The following is a 16,787-nucleotide window of genomic DNA, read 5'->3' as shown; positions in this document are numbered from 1 at the left end:
GCCGCAACCTCACACGCTCCGCTCGGCGGCGAGACTCCCTGCCGAATGGGAGTGTGCCGGGCGCCGCAACTTCACACGTGTGCCGGTCTGCGTAAACGCGGAAGCCGCCGGTGGAGGCTGGCGGCTTCGCGGTGTTCGGGTGGGGTCAGCGCGGGGCGCGGCCGACGCAGAAGACGGACTGGCCGAACGGGGGCTTCACGACGCGCTCGGCGGCCTTGGTGACCGGCAGCACCAGCGAGTCGTAGACCTTGACCATCGGGCCCTCCTTCGGCGCCAGCTTGAAGATGCTGGTGGCGCCGTAGTAGCCGATCAGACCCAGCGCGTTCGCGTAGTGGATCTTCTCGATCTCGAGGCCCGCTTCGATGAACGCGGCGGAGAGCGTCTTCTTCGTGTAGCGCCGGATGTGCCCGGTCGCGATGTCGACCTGGCTCATGGCGAACATGAAGGCCGGCACGATGATGATCACCCGGCCGCCGGGGCGGACCAGCTCTTTCATGCTGCGCAGCGCGCCGACGTGGTCCTCGATGTGCTCGAGCACGTTGTACGACACCGCGGCGCTGTACTCCCCGTTCGCCTCGGCGGCGGGCAGCAGCATCTGCTTCACGTCGATCGTGGGGTGCTCGGCCATCCGCTCCTTGAGCAGAACGAGCCGGTCCGGGTCTGCCTCGGTCGCGGTGAAACGCGGGAGGTGCTCGGACCACTCGATCGCGTAGTCACCGAGGCCGCTGCCGATCTCGATGGGGTTGTCCCCGAGGTATGGGAGCGCGAGCTCGACGAACCACCGACGGTGGTTCACAGCCGTGGCAAGGCCTTCGAGCACTTCGGACTGGATCCGCTGGTCTCCAGTGATGTCTGCCATAGGTGAGGTTCCCTCATCTTGCCGATCTGAGTGACAGCGGGACCGGAGAAGTTAACCATCTGGCGCGCCTAACCGAAAGTTGACCGTGGGTCGCCGCTGATTTTTTGGCCTGATTGAGACATAGGTGGGTTGGGTACTCGGATGGGTTACGCGCCTCTAGTCCACCAGATGGACACCACGTACGGGACACGCGGAAAACACGCGTACATATCGGCTCTATCACGCCTCGGGCGCTCATCGCCGGCTTCTTACGAACCTCGGTTAGGCTCGCCGATGCTATGACGATTACGGGTTTTGACTCGACAGGCCAGTCGACCGGCGAGAACGTTCTCCGGCCGCGCCAAGTGACCGCCGACGACAACCTGGACGCCGAGCTGCTCGCCCTCGGGGCTGCCGTCACGGCGGACGCTCCGGCGGCACCCGCGCCAGCCGTGGAAACGGCTGAAGAGCAGGTAGGACAGGCTGATCAGCGCCGTCCGAAGTGGCGGGTGCTCACCTGGCGCGACGTTCTGGCAATCGCGAGTTTCATAGCCGTTGCCCTCTTCGTCACAGCACCGTTGTGGCTCAATCTTGATCATGAACTGCGTGATGATCCGCAGGATCAAGCTTTCTTCGAGTGGATGCTGGCGCACGGTGCACGGGTGCTCACTGATGGCGCGTATCCGTTCTTCTCCGATCGCATGAATTACCCCGACGGGGTGAACATGATGGCCAACACGTCGGTGTTGGCCGTTTCCTTGCCACTGACTCCGATCACTCTTCTGTTCGGTCCGCATGTGGCCTTCAACGTATTTCTCACCTGCGCATTGGCATTCACCGGAACTTCGTGGTATCTGGTGCTGTCCCGGCGGTTCGTTACCTCGCGGCTGGCCGCCTGGGTGGGTGCGCTCTTCTGCACGTTCGCGCCGAGCATGATCTCGCACGCCGGTGGCCACCCGAACATCGTTTCGCAGTTCCTCGTCCCGCTGATCATCTGGCGCACGCTGGAACTGCGCGTGCCGGGCCGGGCCATGCGCAACGGGCTGATCCTGGCCGGTCTGCTGGTCTGGCAGGCCTTCATCAACCTCGAGATCCTCTTCATGACCGCGGTCGGCCTCGGCATCTTCTGCGTGGTGATGGCCGTCGCGCGGCGCAGGCGCCACCGCGGTGAGGTCCTCCCGTTCCTGCGGGCGCTCGGCGTCACGGCCGCGGCGACGCTGGCCGTCCTCGCCTACCCGCTGAGCGTGCAGTTCTTCGGGCCGCAGAGCTACCAGGGCCTCGCCGAGTTCGTCCGCAACTTCGGCGCCGACCTCGGTTCGTTCACCGCGTACGCGAGCCGGTCGGTGGCCGGCAACCCCGAGGTCGCGGCCATGCTCTCGCAGAACCCGGCGGAGGAGAACGCCTTCTTCGGCTGGGGCCTGGTGATCCTCTTCTTCGGGCTGATCCTCTGGATGCGGCGCACCGCGGCGGTGGTCACCCTCGGTGCGATCGCGGTCTTCTTCGCCGCCATGTCGCTCGGCCCGACGGTCTACCTGAACGGCATCAACACCGGGATCCCCGGCATCTGGTCGATCATGCACAGCATCCCGGTGCTCGACTCGGCCGTGCCGACCCGCTGGGCGATGGCGATCGCGCCGATGGTCGGCATCGTGCTCGCCCTCGGCTGCCAGCGCGCCGCCGATCTGGTCCGGTCCCAGCCGCACGCCCGCGGGCCGGTCCGGGTCGCGATGATCACGGCGGTGGCGATGGCTCTGGTGCCGCTCGCGCCGACCCCGCTGCAGACCACGCCGATGGACCCGGTTCCCGAGTTCGTCACCAGCGGCGCCTGGCGGCAGTACGTGGACGACCAGCACACCGTGGTCAGCCTGCCGCTGCCGGACAGCAGCTACCCGGACTCGCTGCGCTGGACCGCCTACACCGGGCACGACATGCGCATCGCCGGTGCGTACGCGCTGCTGCCGAACCAGAACCCGCAGAACCCGGCCGACCGTACGGCGATCTTCTCGCCCCCGTGGCGGCCGACGAGCGGCCTGATCACCTCGATCCGGCAGGGCAACCCGATCCCCGAGGTCACCGACGCGCGGCGGGAGATGACCCTCGCCGACCTGCGATTCTGGAAGGCCGGCGTGGTGGTGCTGACGCCGCAGCCGCGCGACATCGAGATGCTGCGCACGATGTCCGAGCTGGTCGGCTTCCGGCCGACCTGGACCGGCGGCGTGTGGCTGTGGGACGTCCGGCACCTGGTCGACGACCCGGAGGCGTCCCCGTCCTGAGCGCAGAACGGGGCGGCGCGTCGTAACGGTATCGTTCTATGATCTCCGGACCCGCGGTATTCACCGCCGCTGATCCAGGAGATCACATGGCAATCACCAGGCCCTTCGCGCTCACCCTGGCGACCACTCTCGTCACGGTCGGAGCGTTCGCAGCCCCGGCCGCAGCGGCGTCCACGGGTGTCGCCTCGGTCGTGTCAAGCACGAAGGTGCAGTACAAGGCGGCCAAGGGCAAGCAGAACCGGGTCGTGGTGACCCGTTCGGGCAACACCATCACGATCGACGACCGGGTCACGGTCAAGGCCGGCAAGGGCTGCAAGAAGGTCAAGGGCGACAGGACCAAGGTGCGCTGCACCCCGTCGAAGGCGCCCACCCGGCTGCGTATCTACACCTATGACCGGAACGACTCGGTGGTCAACAGCACCGATCTCGCCCTGACCGGCGACGGTGGCACCGGGAACGACAAGATCTATGGTGGCCCGCGCGCCGACTTCATTCAGGGCGACAGCGGCGCTGACAAGATCTATGGGCGCGGTGGCCGCGACGAACTGCACGGCGACGACGGCAGCGACCGGCTCTCCGGCGGTGACGGGGACGACTGGATCAGCGCGAGCGACGGCAACGACCTGATCCTCGGCGACGCGGGCAACGACTCGCTGCACGGTGGGATCGGCGACGACCGGATGTACGGCGGCGCCGGCCAGGACAGCTTCAGCATGGACCCCGCCGCCTACGGCAGCGACAACGACTACGTCGCCGGCGGCAGCGGTGACCGGGACGCGGTCAGCTACATCCTCTACACGAAGGGGATCAGGGCCGACGCCGACGGGGCGAAAGGCGACGACGGCGCGAAGGGTGAGAAGGACACCATCGCCACCGACGTCGAGGAGATCCAGGGCGGCGAGGGCAACGACCGGCTCTACGGCACCGGTCGCGCTGATTATCTGTACGGCTGGGCCGGCGACGACGTGATCTACGGGCTGACCGGCGACGACCTGGTGGTCGGCGAGGCCGGCCGCGACAAGCTGTACGGCGGGGCCGGCGACGACTACGTCAACGGTCACGACTGGGAGGAGCCGAAGGGCCAGGACCTGCTCGACGGCGGCAGCAACGGCACCGCGGAGGGCGACCTCTGCGAAGCGCACGGCGGCGACACGAAGGTCGGCTGCGAGCGGATCTGATCTGAGCTGGTGGCGGGGCCGGGCGCGGCAGCGCCCGGCCCCGATGCTTAAGCCCGGCGGCGGGCAACGGCCTGGACCACGACGGCGCTGCGTCGTAGTCACGGGGCCTTACCCAGCCCGTACGACTAAGGGGTTTTGATGCAGCAACCCGGGCAGACCTTGGGCCGCGGCAGGGTGAAGGCCAGGCAGCAGGTCTTGCGTTGCACGTCGAGTTTGCCGTGCCGGCCCGGGACGAGCTCGATCAGGTCGCGCACACCGAGCGTGCCGAGCAGCAGGTCGATGGTCGCCGCGGAGGAGCCGGGCAGGGCGTCCGCGGAGCGGAGCACGCCGTAGGCGATGCCGGAGGCGAGCGAGCCGAGCAGGGTCCGCTTGCCGAGCCGGACCCGGTCGTGGAGGGCGTCGAGCAGCGGGCTGAGGTGCTCGTCGAGCAGCGACCGGCGGAACTCGCCCAGCAGCGCCTGCTCGTCGGCGACGACGCGGACCTGGGGCAGGCCGCTGAGCGCGATCGGGTCGGTGGGCAGGACCGCGATCGGGATGTCCGGGCGCAGGCCCAGGGTGAGCAGCGGACGCGGGTCGTCGAAGTGCATCACCGTGTCGGTGGCGGTCAGCAGCGGCACCCGGCGCGCGGAGGCCCAGCCGAGGACGGCGGGCAGGGCGAGCCAGTAGGTGTACGCCTTCCAGGCGAGCGCGGCGGCGGCGTGCGGCTGCGCGTTCCACCGGTGGCGGGCCGTGTCGAGCAGGGTGTCCAGGTGCACGTCGGCGAGCCGGGCGGCGGGTGTCCAGCCGGCCAGATCGCGGGTGACCAGATCAGGGGCCAGACCGGGGATCTCGGTGCTGGTGCCGAACATGGCACGCAGCGTCGCGTTGACCGGAGCGAGTGGGTGCTCAGCGACCAGCGGGGAACGCGTGAGTTCCAAGGCGATGGTCACGGCTCCGCACTTCTCCTAGCCAAGGGTTTACGGAAAGGTCTGAGACGACCCACCGTACCCGGTTAAGGGTAGCCTAACCACACTCTCCGGCGGGATTTTTCGGGCGAATACCCAAGGCAAGAATCACTTCACGTAGCGTTGCTGCCCCCACGCGTTCGTCAAGGCATTTGTCGGCAACGCGCTACTAGCCCCATCCGGACACCCGACGCCAGCGACACTGAACGTGCCGTCGCGAAGGGGACATCCGTGATGACCACCTCGCCCATTGAACGGGCCGCAGATCAGTTCGTTACGGCGCTTGCGCAATGGCGGGTCGAGCGCGGAATGACAAAGAAGCAGCTCGCCGCGCGCATGGGCTTCGACCCCTCCTACGTCAGCCACGTCGAGGGACGCCGGCACAAGCCCACCGAGGACTTCGCCCGCCGGGCCGAGGCGGTGCTCAGCGCCGGCGGCGCGATCTGGCAACGCTTCCAGGAGTACGACGAACTGCGGCACGCCCGCGGATCGGCGCTCCATCGGGACCCACCCGTGCCGGTGCAGTGGCTGCCGCCCGGCACCGGCCTCGTCGTCGAACGTGAGATCGCCGAACTGCTCTACACCGACGGCGCCTACCGCTGCCGCGTGCGGCGGGCGCTCTACAACGCCGGGGTCGAGCCGGTCACCCGCTACCTGGTGAAGATCGCCGTCGATCGGTACCCGCACGATCCGGCCGGCTCCAACCGGCACCACCGGGACAACCCGCTCACCTTCGACGAGATGGACGTGCGGGCGGTGGCCGGCGAGGGGGACGCCGCCGAGCCGATGCAGTGGCGGGTCAAGCTCGACCGGGACGCGGCCAAGGAGATCTGGCTGCTCTTCGCCAACGAGCGCGGCCAGTTCCCGCTCTACCCCGGCGAGCGTACGACGATCGAGTACGCGTACACCGTCGGCGAGGAGAAGTGGGGGCAGTGGTTCCAGCGCGCCGTCCGGCTGCCCACCCGCTCGCTGACCGTCCGGCTGAACTTCCCGCAGAGCTTCGAACCGCAGGTCTGGGGTGTGGAGGCGTCCCTCGCCGCCGAGGTGCCGGTCCGCACCCCGTTGGAACGCCGCATCGAGGGAGGTCGCGCCATTTTCGAGTGGTCCACCGACGCACCCCTGCTCAACGCGCGGTACCGGCTGGAATGGCGGTACCGCGGCGCCGACGCCCCGGTCTACGAGGAGACCGGGCCACCGGAGCCGGCCCTGCCACGGGCCTCGCACCGGATGCGCGGCATCGGCATCATCCAGCGCGGATCCGACCTGCTCCGGCAGCGGGCCCGCCACTTCCAGCTCCCCCGGGAGGGGCCCGCCGCCCGGGAGACCGTCACCCGTCTGCTGACCTCCCTGGGCCGCCTCCAGGATCTGCACGAGTTCAGCAAGGGCGTCGGTCTGGCCGCGACGCAGATCGGCGTCCCGGTGGCGGCCGCCGTGGTCCGCCCACCGGAATTCGACGTCGATCCGGTGGTGCTGCTCAACCCGCGTGTCGTCGGCGAGTCCGTCGAGTGCGACGAGCAGTACGAGGGCTGCCTGTCCTTCTTCGACTACCGGGGCCTGGTGTCCCGCCCGCTGCGGATCGACGTGGAACACGCTCGGTTCGACGGAACCCGGGTGATCACCACGTTCGAGCGGGCGCTGGCCCGGCTGATCAGCCATGAGATCGACCACCTGGAAGGCCGGCTCTACGTGGACCGGATGGACGCCGAGTCGAAACTGGTGCCGGTCGCGCAGTACCAGCAGACCGGACGGCCATGGGACTACTGATCAGTCGGTGAAGCTGTCGTACTTCACCCGGACCGACGGGACCTGAAGCTCGGCGAGTGTCTTCAGGGTGGCCTTCACCATCCGGCCGGAGCCGGAGACGAAGAAGTCGTGCTCCTGCCAGGGGCCGTAGCGGGCCACCACGTCGGAGATGTTGCCCTTCTCGCCGGGGAAGGTGGGATCGTCGCTGCACGCGGTCACCACCGACAGCCACGGATAGCGGGCGGCCAGCCGGTTCAGGTCGGCCAGGTCGTAAAGGTCGTCGCGGGTCCGCGCGCCGAAGAAGACGTGCACCCAGCGGGTCCGGTTGTACCGGGTCAGCTCCTCCAGCAGCGACTTGATCGGCGCCAGGCCGGTGCCGCCCGCCACGAAGACCGCGTCCCGGGTCGACCGGCGGTCCAGCGTCATCGAGCCCATCGGGGCGGCCAGTTTGATCATGTCGCCGGTCTGCAGCCGGCGTACCAGGGCGCTGGACACCCAGCCGGCGCCGACCGCCTTGACGTGGAACTCCAGGGTGTTGTCGCGGCGCGGCGCGTTCGCCGGTGAATAGGTGCGCCACAGCCGCGGTTGATAGCGCGGGGCCTCCAGGCTCAGATACTGCCCGGCCCGGAAATCCAGCGGCTGCAGCGGGAGCGCGGTGAACACCGCGATGTCCCGGGAGCGGCGCTCGTGCGCGACCACCTCGGCGTACCAGTATGGCGGGTTCGGATCAGCGTCGGCACCGGCCAGCATCTTCGAGGCGATCACCGCGTACGCGTCGGCCCACGCCTGGTCGTACTCGACCCCCCACTCCTCACCCGCGACGGTCCGCATCGCCTCGATCAGCGCGCCGCCCACCACCTCGTAGTGTTCCGGTTCCACGTGGAACTTGCGGTGATCCCGGCCCAGCGCCCGCAGGTAGTCGTCGAACCGCTCGGGATCCTCCAGCGTCTGCACGGCGGTCACGATCGCGTTCAGCAGGCGGGCCCGCTGCACGTCCATCTGCACCGGGAACAGATCACGCAGGTCCGGGTGGGACAGGAACATGCGGGCGTAGAAATAGCCGGCAACCCTGTCCTGATGCTCCTCGACGAGGCTCCAGCTCTCCTTGAGCAAGCGTGCGAGGTCTCCCATGTCATTCAGAGTGGTCAGCACAGTCGGGAACACGACGCACCGAAAGTGCGACACGCCACGCTCTACAGTTGTCGCGTGACTGTCGAACAACAGCAGACCACTCGCCGGACGTACCTCCCGGAGATCGTCATCGTCCTGCTGCTGTCCCTCGGACAGTCCGCGGTCTACGCGATCGTGTCGCTCACCGCGAAACTCACCGCGGAGAAACCACTCGCCCAGCAGACCGCCACGCTCAACCCGACCGTGTCGCCGCGGCCCTACCTCGACCTGACCTATCAGCTGCTCGGGATCTTCTTCGCGCTCATCCCGGTGGTCCTGGTGATCTACCTGCTGATGCGCGACAACATCTCACCCCGCCGTGAGCTCGGCATCGACTTCCGCCGGCCCGCCTACGACCTGGGCTGGGGCGCCGGGCTGGCAGCCGGCATCGGCATCCCCGGACTGCTGCTGGTCTACACGGCCCTGCAACTCGGGATCAACGCGCAGATCGTCCCGTCCGGGCTGCAGCCGTACTGGTGGGCGGTCCCGGTGCTGGTCCTCGCCGCGATCGAGAACGCGGTGCTGGAAGAAGTGGTGGTCGTCGGATACCTGATCACGCGACTGCGCCAGTCCGGCATGTCACTGGTCTGGATCGTCGCGTGCTCGGCGGTGCTCCGCGGGTCCTACCACCTCTACCAGGGCTTCGGCGCGTTCATCGGCAACGCGGTGATGGGCGTGGTGTTCGCGCTGTTCTTCCTCAAGACGAAACGCGTGATGCCGCTGATCGTGGCGCACACGCTCCTCGACATCACCGCGTTCGTCGGCTATCAGCTGCTGCCGGATTCCTGGCTCCCGTGGCTCTCGTAAAAACGCCGCGCCCGGACCGTCGTTGACTGGACCGCGCTGCGGCTGACCAGCACGGAAGCCACCACGGTCACGCCGGGCAGCGCGCGGTCGGCCAAGCGCAGGCCGGCCCAGCCGGCCAGCCAGCGCTTCCGGAACGGAATCAGCCGCACCAGGTCCGCGGCACGCTGCGGGTCGACCGGATCGCGACCGTACGCCGCAGCGAGGTGCAGAACCAGCTCGGCATGCGTGATCGCGGCCGTGGTCAGCAGGGCGATCGGAGCGTACGGGCCGGCGACCGCGCTGAGGGCCGCCCGGATGCCGGCGGAGCGGGTGAAACGGTCGCTCGCCAGGCGGGTGAGGCCTTCGGTGGTGGCCCGGGGGTAGGTGGAGCGGATGCCGTCCGCCCAGGCCTTGGCCCGGGGGCCGATGGTCTCCACGGCGGTCCGGGCGAGGATCTCGGGTGATTGGGAGGGGTTGGCGAGCAGGGCCGGCCAGAGGTCGAGGACGAGGGCGGCGTGCTGCTCGACGCTCAGCGGGGTTGGGGGCTCGGCAGTAGGTGCCTGCCTACTGAGGCGCGGCGCTACCTCGGCCGACGTGGACTTTTCGGGCACTGGTGTGGGTGCTGGCGTCGCGGCTGCTGCCTTGGTGGGTTCTGGCGTCGCGGCTGCTGCCTCGGCGGATGCTGGCGTGGCTATTGCTGCCTCGGTGGGCGCTGGCGTGGCGGCTGCTGCCTCGGTGGGTGCCGGCGTGGCGGCTGCTGCCTCGGCGGATGCTGGCGTCGCGGCTGCTGCCTCGGTGGGTGCCGGCGTGACCGCTGCTGCCTTCGCTGGGGTTGTCTTGGCCGGCTCTTTTTCGGTGGGTGATGGCCCAACCGGTGCTGCCTTCGCGGGTGTTGCCTTCGGTGCGGCCTTTGCGGGCGCTGGTTTGGCGGGCGTCGCTTTTGCCGGTGTCGCTTTTGCCGGTGTCGCCTTGGCGGGCGTGGACTTGGACGGCGCTGCCTGGGCGGGTGCCTTCTTGGCAGGTGTCGCCTTGGCAGCGGCCGCTTTCCGGGTGGGGCGGGCCGCGGCCTTCTTGGCGGGGGCGGGCGGACTCGTCTGCTCGGAGTCGCCGGTGGCGCCGGGCGAGAACGCCGGCTGCGGCGGGACCTTGGCGGCCGCCGGCCTCCGTGTGGCCTTGCGCACTTCCGGTGCCGGCGAGGACGGGGTGGCGGGGTCGGGGGAGTTCTCACCCGTACCCGAAGGGGGTGGTGAAGAGTGACCTTCAGCACTCGGGCCTGGGCGTGGGGGTTGGAAGGTGACCGCCGGAGCCGAGGCGCGCCGGGCCGGCCGCGCGCCGGACTCGTCGGCGGAGGCAGATCCCTCGGACGCACTGAACGCCGCCCGAGGATTGCGAGCGCGCCGGCCTTCCCGGCGGGTGTTCTCCTCCATCGAACGAAGCCTAGCCGCTGATGCGACGTTTCGCCTGTTGGCGGCCGGTTGAGAAGATCCGCGGCGTGGCATGTGGCAGCCTCTTTGTGCGGCGTCCGCGGGGTCCGGTATTCTCAAGCCTCGGTGACCTCCGGGTCACCGGGGAGACTTCGCCTAGTCTGGTCTATGGCGCCGCACTGCTAATGCGGTTGGGGTTTTAAAGCCCCTCCCGGGTTCGAATCCCGGAGTCTCCGCGCAAAAGTCGGTGTGTATGCTGACTGAGCACCGAGCGCCCGTAGCTCAATGGATAGAGCATCTGACTACGGATCAGAAGGTTAGGGGTTCGAGTCCCTTCGGGCGCACAAAGGATCAAGGCCGTGACCTGCAGAAATAAGGGTCACGGCCTTTTCGTTTCCCATTTCTGGCCCTGAAAATCCCATCTAATGGGAGCGTGGTGATCGGATGGTGATCGCGTGTCGCTAACGCGTCTAGTCCACAGTGGATCCCGCTGCTGAGCAGGAACTTAAGCACGCGAATCGCGGCGGGATGCGGATACCCTTGCGGTTACTGTACGTGACATCGTAGGGGTGAATGTCGGTCCCGCACGGGGCCGGGTAAGCCGGTGTCTGGTACGAAGGCCGACGGGCGGATTGAGGGCTTTCTCCGCGCATCCCGGGGTAGGGGTGCACGCCCCGGTGCCCGGTGGCGACATTGTGGTCGGTGCCGGCGGCACGTTGGGCATCTCCGCCGAGGAAGGCATGGGCACTACCGTCAACATCATGCTGCCGGTCACCGACAGCCGGCTGGACTCGGTCGTCCGGCTCGGGATTAGCGCGGGCACGGGCAGACGGTGCTGCTGGTGGAGGACGAACCGACCCTGCGGCAGGTGTGCTGGCGTCTGCGGGGCCGGGATTGTTGATTTTACGTCGGTGACCGGTCGCTTCCCGACGCCGTGGTGATGTCGGCCGGCTGGCTATGTCGTGGACTCCCACCGGCGCCGCTTGCGCGCTTGGTCGAGGCGAGTTTGTGCAACAGATCGCAGGCGGTGAACGGCTTTTCGAGGAAGGTGATGTCCTCGTCGAGGACGTGGGTTTTTCCGAGCAAGCCGTTGCTGTAGCCGGACATGTACACCACGGGCAGGTCCGGATCGAGTTCGTGGAGGGCATCGGCGAGCCGGGGGCCGGACATTTCCGGCATGATCACGTCAGTGAGCAGGATGTCGCAGCGGTGCTGGTCGTACAGCTTCAGCGCCTCGGGGCCATTACCGGCGACGAGGACGTGATATCCCCTGTTGCCGACGATGCGGGCCACGACGCGCGCGAGGGCGGGTTCGTCTTCCACGACCAGCACGGTGCGTCCGTCGCCGGGCGGCGGCGCCTGCCGGCTGGTGACCGTGTCGATGGTGGTGGGGGCGGTCACGAGTGGCAGGTAGATGCGGAAGGTGGTGCCGATGTCGAGTTCGGAGTAGACGTTGATGCTGCCGTCGGCTTCGGTGACGATGCCGTAGACGGTGGCCAGGCCGAGTCCGGTGCCTTTGCCTTGGGGTTTGGTGGTGTAGAACGGTTCGAAGATCCGGGCGGCGGTGTCGGGCGACATGCCGTGGCCGGTGTCGCTGACCAGCAGCCGGGCGTAGGTGCCGGCGGGCAGCGGCGGCTGCATGTTCAGCTCGTCGCCATCGAGGGCGGCGACGTTGGCTTCCAGCACGATCGTGCCGCCCTCGGGCATCGCGTCGCGGGCGTTGATGGCCAGGTTCAGCAGGATCTGCTGGATCTGCCCGGGATCGGCGTGCACGACCAGCGGCTGCTTGGCGGGCATGGCCATCAGGGTGATGTGCTCGCCGATGGTGCGCTGCAGCATGGCGTGCACCTCGGCGATCGAGGCATTTAGGTCGATGTCCTGCGGCTGGATGGCATCACCGCGGGTGAAGGTGAGCAGCTGCCTGGTCAGGTTGCTGGCTCGCTCCACCGCGGTACGGGCTTGTTTCAAATCGGCTTGGACCTGTGGCCGGTCGCCGGTTTCCTCGATCGCGAAGTCGGTGTAGTTGCCGATGATCGCCAGGATGTTGTTGAAGTCGTGCGCGACCCCGCCGGCCAGCTTGCCCAGGCTCTCCATGCGTTGTGCCTGGTTGCTGCGTTGTTCGACGGCGCGCTGGTGTTCGGCGGCTTCCTTGGCGGCGGTGATGTCGCGGGCGATGGCCGAGATCCCGATCACAGCGCCGGTCTGGTCCGCGATCGGGGTGATGGTCAGCGCCAGGTCGATCGGGGTGCCGTCCTTGCGTAGCCGCCGGGCCTCATACGAGCGGCCGCCGGCACCGTCACGAATGCTGGCCAGCACGTCACGCTGGTGCTCAGCACCATCAGCATCGGCCAACACGGAGGCGGGCCTGCCCAGCATCTCCTCTGCCGTGTAGCCGAACAGCTTCTCCGCACCACGGTTCCAGGCGGTGACCAGCCCTTCCGGGGTCAGCCCCACGATCGCGTCGTCGCTGTGCTCGACTACGGTCGCCAGCGTCGCGCGTTGAGCTTCGGCCAGATCGCGGGCGGCACGCTCCCGGGTGGCCGCCTCGTCCAGGCGGTGCTGGCCCCATGGGTCGATGTAGATGCCGCCGGGGCCGAGCAGCACTCCGTACCCGCGGCGCAACGTCCAGTAGTAGATCCCGATGGCGGCGGTACCGGCGTCCCACAGCGCCGAGGTCCATGACCAACCGGCCGCCTCGCCGGCCATGTGGTGTGCCGACGGGCCGCGGATGATCGTTTGATATGCCATGATCGCGTGCAGGGCGTGCCCGACCGCACAGCTGAAGAAGATCATCGACGTGGCCACAGCCAGCTTGTTGGTCCGCAGCTGCCCGGCCCGGTAGACCGGCACCAGAATCGCCCTCGTGATCGACGCGTACGCGACCGTGATCACGAGATTCGCCAGCAGGAACATCTGGTCCGGCATGGTTGGTACTTCGGCTGCGAACCGGAAATCTTTAGCGGTGTACGTCGGGAGCAGCCTGTTCGAGACGCGTGCCGACATGTTGCTGGACTACGAGTGCGCCGACGGCACCGTCTGGCGGTGGCTGCCCGAGGTCGACTTCGGCACCTACCCGGCGGGCCGGCTCGTGGCCAATCTGACCGCGTACGGGAGCCGGTGCCGGACGCCACGCAGCCACGCCAGGTGCGACGCGCGGCTTCCGCTGGCCGTTCGCCTGGGGCAGGTGTCAGGACCCTGTCGTGTGCGCGGCTCTGCACCACTGGAGCGCTTGGGGTCGAAGCCTGACATTTTTCTTGGCGCTCAGCCGGACAGCGCAGGAGCCGATCGGATCAGTGCGAACGGCCGCCGTACCCCTTGGATTGGTTGAAGGTCGTCGGTGACGATCGCCGGTCAGGTGGCGTCGCCCCGCCGGGAGTTGACCACGGTGAGCAGACACTGCGCCATGCCGATCGCTTCGAGCAGCGTCAGCACCGGCGCACCGACGTCCAGCACCAGGTCCGCCGACCGCATCGGCAAGGCGCTGCTCGTGGTCACCAGCGAGGCCACCGGGCGACCCGACCGGTCGGTGATGGCGAAATGCTGGGCACTGCGGTCGCCGTCGGTCGTGAAGACCCGGCCGTCCGGCAGAGTCACCGTCCCCCGCCGGCGACCCGCATAGTCGATCAGGTACTCCAGGATGACCTCGGAACGCGGACCGACCAGCCGGTGATGGTCGTTCGCGAAGCTGGTGGCGGCACCGGTGGCGAGCAGCGTCGTAGCTCCGGCATCAAGAACGTCGAACTGGTGCCGCTTGGACACGAACTTGCGGCGCAGCACCGCCACCGGAGTTCCGTCCCCCAGGGTGACCGCGGCAGTACGTCGGAGCGGGGACAGCAGGGGCAGCAGGAGCCGGCCGGTGAAGATCGAGTGCATGGCGCCATCCTGGGCGATGAGCGATCAGCGACCGCACCAGGCCCGGGCCGAAGCTGTGCGCAGCAGCAGTCCGCTGACGAGCAGGGCCAGCACCGCCAGCAGCCCGCCCAGAATCCCCACGACGACAACGGGTTCGACCGGCGGCGCGATCAGCGACCCGAGCCGCGGCCCGAACAGCAGCATCGTCGCGGCACCACCGAGAAAAGCGAGCGCGACGCCCACGGCGAATCGCTGGGCCACCCGCCACGCGGTCGGGCTCCCGCGCCGGAGGCCACGCAGCAGGACACCGACGGCCACCGTGCAGCCACCCAGGGCGAGCCAGTTCCCGGCGCCGCCGACCTCGGCCAGGAGCGCGATGTCAACGGCAAGTACGTACACCCACCAGAAAGCGAACAGCAGCACGCTGGCGCTGATGCTGGGCGGTCGCCGCCCGATGGCCGCGGGGCCGGGGCGCAACGGCTCGCTGATCATCAGCCGGATCATACGGATCGGTCACCAGGGAAAGCCGCCTGACACCAATGACCGCTACGGTCCCATGGGTGTGCAACTACTGAGCTGCATAGGTGATGATCTTAGTCTGGTGTGGACTTAAGCTCGGTCGGTGCGTGGTGATGGATATGCCCGGGGTGGGCTGCTCTCTGTGTTGGTGAAGATCTTCGCTCTGTGGTTTGTAGCGGCGTTGCTCGCCTGGCCGGCGGTGGTGCTGGTGAGTCCGGGTGGCGCGGATTCCGCCGGTGAGCGGCCGGGTCCGGCTGTTCTGTGGCTGTCGGTGTCGGCGGCGCTCGCGGTGGCGGTGGCGTGGTGGTATCGGCCGGTGTGGCCGGGTCTGCGGCTTGTTCCGTTGCTGGGCCGGGCTGTTGCAGTGCTGGCGGCGGCCTCGGGCACGGTGCTGGCGTGGCATGCCGGGGGGATGCCGTCCTGGGGGCTGGCGGGACCGGCCGGGGGGAACGCGCTGGTTGCCGTGCTCGGGTGTGTGGCGGTGTGGGCGGCGCTGGACCGGCTGCCGCCGGCCTGGCTCGCTCTGCTCGGTGTGCTGACGTTGGGCGCCGGCATCGGTCTGGCTTTCGTCGTGGATGCACGGGGCGCCGTGGCGGTGCTGACCGGCGAGAAGACCGGACCGGAGTCGGCGTTGCGGTGGGGGATGGTTTTGACGATGGTGCAGATCGCGGCGGTGGCGCTGCTCGTCATAGCCGGGTGGCGGTTGTTCGATCAGTGGCGAACGGGAACGCTCGCGCATGCCGGTGATCGCAGTCAGGGACAGTGGCCACCGAAGGCCGGTCAGGTCTGGTATGCCGATGTGCCGTTCCAGGAAGGCGACGGCGAGTCGAAAGACCGGCCGGTGCTCGTGGTGCGTGCCGGCCGGCGTCAGGCCGAGGTCCTGAAGATCACGAGCCAGGACAAGTCACGCTTTCCGGAGCACTACCTGTTCCTGCCGTACCCGAAGTGGCGGCAGGTGCTGGACAAGAACAGCTGGCTGGAGTTGCGCCCGGTCACCCTGGACTATCACCGGTTCCACAACCTGCGCGGACTGGCCCGCTACGGCACGGTGCGCACGGTTCGCGAACGGGTGAAGCCGCGCGCTGTTTCCTGAGCCCCGGGGCCGTTATCGATAGAGCCGCACGCGGAGTTCCGCCAACACTTCAGCGTTGTGCACTCCGCCCATCGAACCGAGGCGTTGGTCGATCCCGTCCGACACTGGCACCGCCGTGGCGTTCAGCCTCGTCCCGTGAAGGTCGGTACCCACCGGCGACCCAGGTGATTGGTGCCGCTTATCAAGCCCCGGGCTGTAGCCGATCCCGTGCGGTGCTCTCCTAGACTTCGGTTGTGCGGATCGATCGACGGGCACGTGTGGCCTTGGCCGGCACTGTGGCGACCATCATCCTGGTTCTGGCAGCTTTCGGCGGCGTCCGCTGGCTCACAGCCGGCGAGCATTTCACCATCAACGCGCCGGCCGGTGCCTCGGAGAAGTTGCCCGAAGGTGGCTACGAGGTCGTCGTGGATCTCCGCTCGTCCGAGGTCCACCAGGAATTGCGCACCGATCGCGGCGCAGCCAGCGTGAGCACCTACGTGATGCCACTCGACACGTCTTGGGACCAGGTCCGGTCGATGGTGGCCGACCAACTCGACGGCTGGGAGCCGACTGGCGACTGTCTCGGCTCGGATCCGCAGCGTGCCCGGTGCACCTGGACCGAACCGGCCCGCTGGTGGCCGCGCCGGGTGAAGATCGTATTCATCCGACCGCCGAACAAAGCCGAGGACCGCGCGGCTTGGCCGGACAGCACTTTTCTGGTGATCGGTTCCGGTCTCGGCAGCAACGTCTGATCTCCGCTTGGCCGAGCCTATGAATCGGATGCTTCTACGTCTCGTCCATGAACCAGCGGTCAGCCGGCGAGCCTCACCGATCAACTGTGCCTGACCATCCGGCCGAATCGGCACCACAGCAGCCGATCGCTCGATGCAACCACACCCCTCGAACAGTGTGACGTCCGGTCGAGTTGTGCGACCTCGGTCCGCGGAGCACTTGAAATGGATAAACGTCGATTCGGATGTGGCGGTGC

General features: G+C 68.2%; 16 protein-coding genes and 2 tRNA genes. 10 read left to right on the top strand and 8 right to left on the bottom strand.

Going from position 1 to position 16,787, the window contains the following annotated elements:
• Positions 1 to 145: 145 nt before the first annotated feature.
• Entirely contained in the window at positions 146 to 859 is a 714-nt protein-coding gene (locus AB0F81_RS00715) for a class I SAM-dependent methyltransferase (protein ID WP_360188812.1), read from the bottom strand.
• 248 nt (positions 860 to 1,107) lie between these two features.
• Entirely contained in the window at positions 1,108 to 1,635 is a 528-nt protein-coding gene (locus tag AB0F81_RS00710; protein ID WP_360188809.1) for a hypothetical protein, read from the bottom strand.
• On the opposite strand from AB0F81_RS00710, the gene AB0F81_RS00705 reads away from it, so the two are divergent.
• The gene (locus tag AB0F81_RS00705) at positions 1,636 to 3,111 is read left to right on the top strand and encodes a hypothetical protein (protein WP_360188807.1); all 1,476 of its coding nucleotides are present in this window, start codon (positions 1,636 to 1,638) and stop codon (positions 3,109 to 3,111) included.
• Positions 3,112 to 3,197: 86 nt separating this feature from the next.
• Positions 3,198 to 4,289, top strand: a complete 1,092-nt coding sequence (locus tag AB0F81_RS00700) for a calcium-binding protein (RefSeq protein ID WP_360188804.1) — start codon at positions 3,198 to 3,200, stop codon at positions 4,287 to 4,289.
• Positions 4,290 to 4,414: 125 nt separating this feature from the next.
• Here AB0F81_RS00700 and AB0F81_RS00695 read toward each other — a convergent pair whose 3' ends face one another.
• Complete coding sequence (locus AB0F81_RS00695; protein WP_360189062.1) at positions 4,415 to 5,137, bottom strand: hypothetical protein; 723 nt, start codon at positions 5,135 to 5,137, stop codon at positions 4,415 to 4,417.
• A 330-nt stretch (positions 5,138 to 5,467) separates the two neighbouring features.
• On the opposite strand from AB0F81_RS00695, the gene AB0F81_RS00690 reads away from it, so the two are divergent.
• A complete protein-coding gene (locus tag AB0F81_RS00690; protein WP_360188801.1) occupies positions 5,468 to 6,997 on the top strand; it encodes a peptide deformylase in 1,530 nt (509 codons plus the stop codon).
• Here the strand turns inward: AB0F81_RS00690 and AB0F81_RS00685 are convergent, their stop codons facing one another.
• Positions 6,998 to 8,107, bottom strand: coding sequence for a globin domain-containing protein (locus AB0F81_RS00685; RefSeq protein WP_360188798.1), 1,110 nt, complete (start codon positions 8,105 to 8,107; stop codon positions 6,998 to 7,000).
• Between the two features lie 75 nt (positions 8,108 to 8,182).
• Between AB0F81_RS00685 and AB0F81_RS00680 the strand changes: the two genes are divergently transcribed.
• Positions 8,183 to 8,953 (top strand): CPBP family intramembrane glutamic endopeptidase, encoded by a 771-nt coding sequence (locus AB0F81_RS00680; protein ID WP_360188795.1) that lies wholly within the window; start codon positions 8,183 to 8,185, stop codon positions 8,951 to 8,953.
• Here the strand turns inward: AB0F81_RS00680 and AB0F81_RS00675 are convergent.
• On the bottom strand, positions 8,914 to 9,543 hold the full coding sequence (locus AB0F81_RS00675) for a hypothetical protein (RefSeq protein WP_360188792.1): 630 nt from the start codon (positions 9,541 to 9,543) through the stop codon (positions 8,914 to 8,916). The two genes, AB0F81_RS00680 and AB0F81_RS00675, sit on opposite strands and share 40 nt — an antisense overlap.
• A gap of 76 nt (positions 9,544 to 9,619) precedes the next feature.
• Here AB0F81_RS00675 and AB0F81_RS00670 point away from each other — a divergent pair, with 76 nt between their 5' ends.
• The 3 genes from AB0F81_RS00670 to AB0F81_RS00660 all read left to right on the top strand — a co-directional run bounded on the left by AB0F81_RS00670 (position 9,620) and on the right by AB0F81_RS00660 (position 10,700).
• Complete coding sequence (locus AB0F81_RS00670) at positions 9,620 to 10,189, top strand: hypothetical protein (protein WP_360188789.1); 570 nt, start codon at positions 9,620 to 9,622, stop codon at positions 10,187 to 10,189.
• A gap of 312 nt (positions 10,190 to 10,501) precedes the next feature.
• Positions 10,502 to 10,592 (top strand) — tRNA-Ser (locus tag AB0F81_RS00665).
• Positions 10,593 to 10,627: 35 nt separating this feature from the next.
• A tRNA-Arg gene (locus AB0F81_RS00660) sits at positions 10,628 to 10,700 on the top strand.
• A gap of 559 nt (positions 10,701 to 11,259) precedes the next feature.
• Here the strand turns inward: AB0F81_RS00660 and AB0F81_RS00655 are convergent.
• Positions 11,260 to 13,062: a PAS domain S-box protein gene (locus tag AB0F81_RS00655; protein WP_360188786.1), complete on the bottom strand. Its 1,803-nt coding sequence runs from the start codon at positions 13,060 to 13,062 to the stop codon at positions 11,260 to 11,262.
• A 157-nt stretch (positions 13,063 to 13,219) separates the two neighbouring features.
• Here AB0F81_RS00655 and AB0F81_RS00650 point away from each other — a divergent pair, with 157 nt between their 5' ends.
• The gene (locus AB0F81_RS00650) at positions 13,220 to 13,684 is read left to right on the top strand and encodes a hypothetical protein (RefSeq protein WP_360188783.1); all 465 of its coding nucleotides are present in this window, start codon (positions 13,220 to 13,222) and stop codon (positions 13,682 to 13,684) included.
• 23 nt (positions 13,685 to 13,707) lie between these two features.
• Here AB0F81_RS00650 and AB0F81_RS00645 read toward each other — a convergent pair whose 3' ends face one another.
• Together AB0F81_RS00645 and AB0F81_RS00640 are read right to left on the bottom strand one after the other, a co-directional pair.
• Positions 13,708 to 14,229, bottom strand: a complete 522-nt coding sequence (locus tag AB0F81_RS00645) for a hypothetical protein (RefSeq protein WP_360188780.1) — start codon at positions 14,227 to 14,229, stop codon at positions 13,708 to 13,710.
• Positions 14,230 to 14,253: 24 nt separating this feature from the next.
• Complete coding sequence (locus tag AB0F81_RS00640) at positions 14,254 to 14,700, bottom strand: hypothetical protein (protein WP_360188777.1); 447 nt, start codon at positions 14,698 to 14,700, stop codon at positions 14,254 to 14,256.
• A gap of 298 nt (positions 14,701 to 14,998) precedes the next feature.
• Between AB0F81_RS00640 and AB0F81_RS00635 the strand changes: the two genes are divergently transcribed.
• Complete coding sequence (locus AB0F81_RS00635) at positions 14,999 to 15,820, top strand: type II toxin-antitoxin system PemK/MazF family toxin (protein ID WP_360188774.1); 822 nt, start codon at positions 14,999 to 15,001, stop codon at positions 15,818 to 15,820.
• 233 nt (positions 15,821 to 16,053) lie between these two features.
• The gene (locus AB0F81_RS00630) at positions 16,054 to 16,551 is read left to right on the top strand and encodes a hypothetical protein (protein ID WP_360188771.1); all 498 of its coding nucleotides are present in this window, start codon (positions 16,054 to 16,056) and stop codon (positions 16,549 to 16,551) included.
• Positions 16,552 to 16,787: the final 236 nt, after the last annotated feature.

The sequence above is a fragment of the Actinoplanes sp. NPDC024001 genome (genome assembly GCF_040638955.1).
Lineage (GTDB): Bacteria > Actinomycetota > Actinomycetes > Mycobacteriales > Micromonosporaceae > Actinoplanes.
The sequence above is the reverse complement of the archived record's forward strand: the minus strand, read 5'-3'. Positions and strand labels throughout refer to the sequence as shown.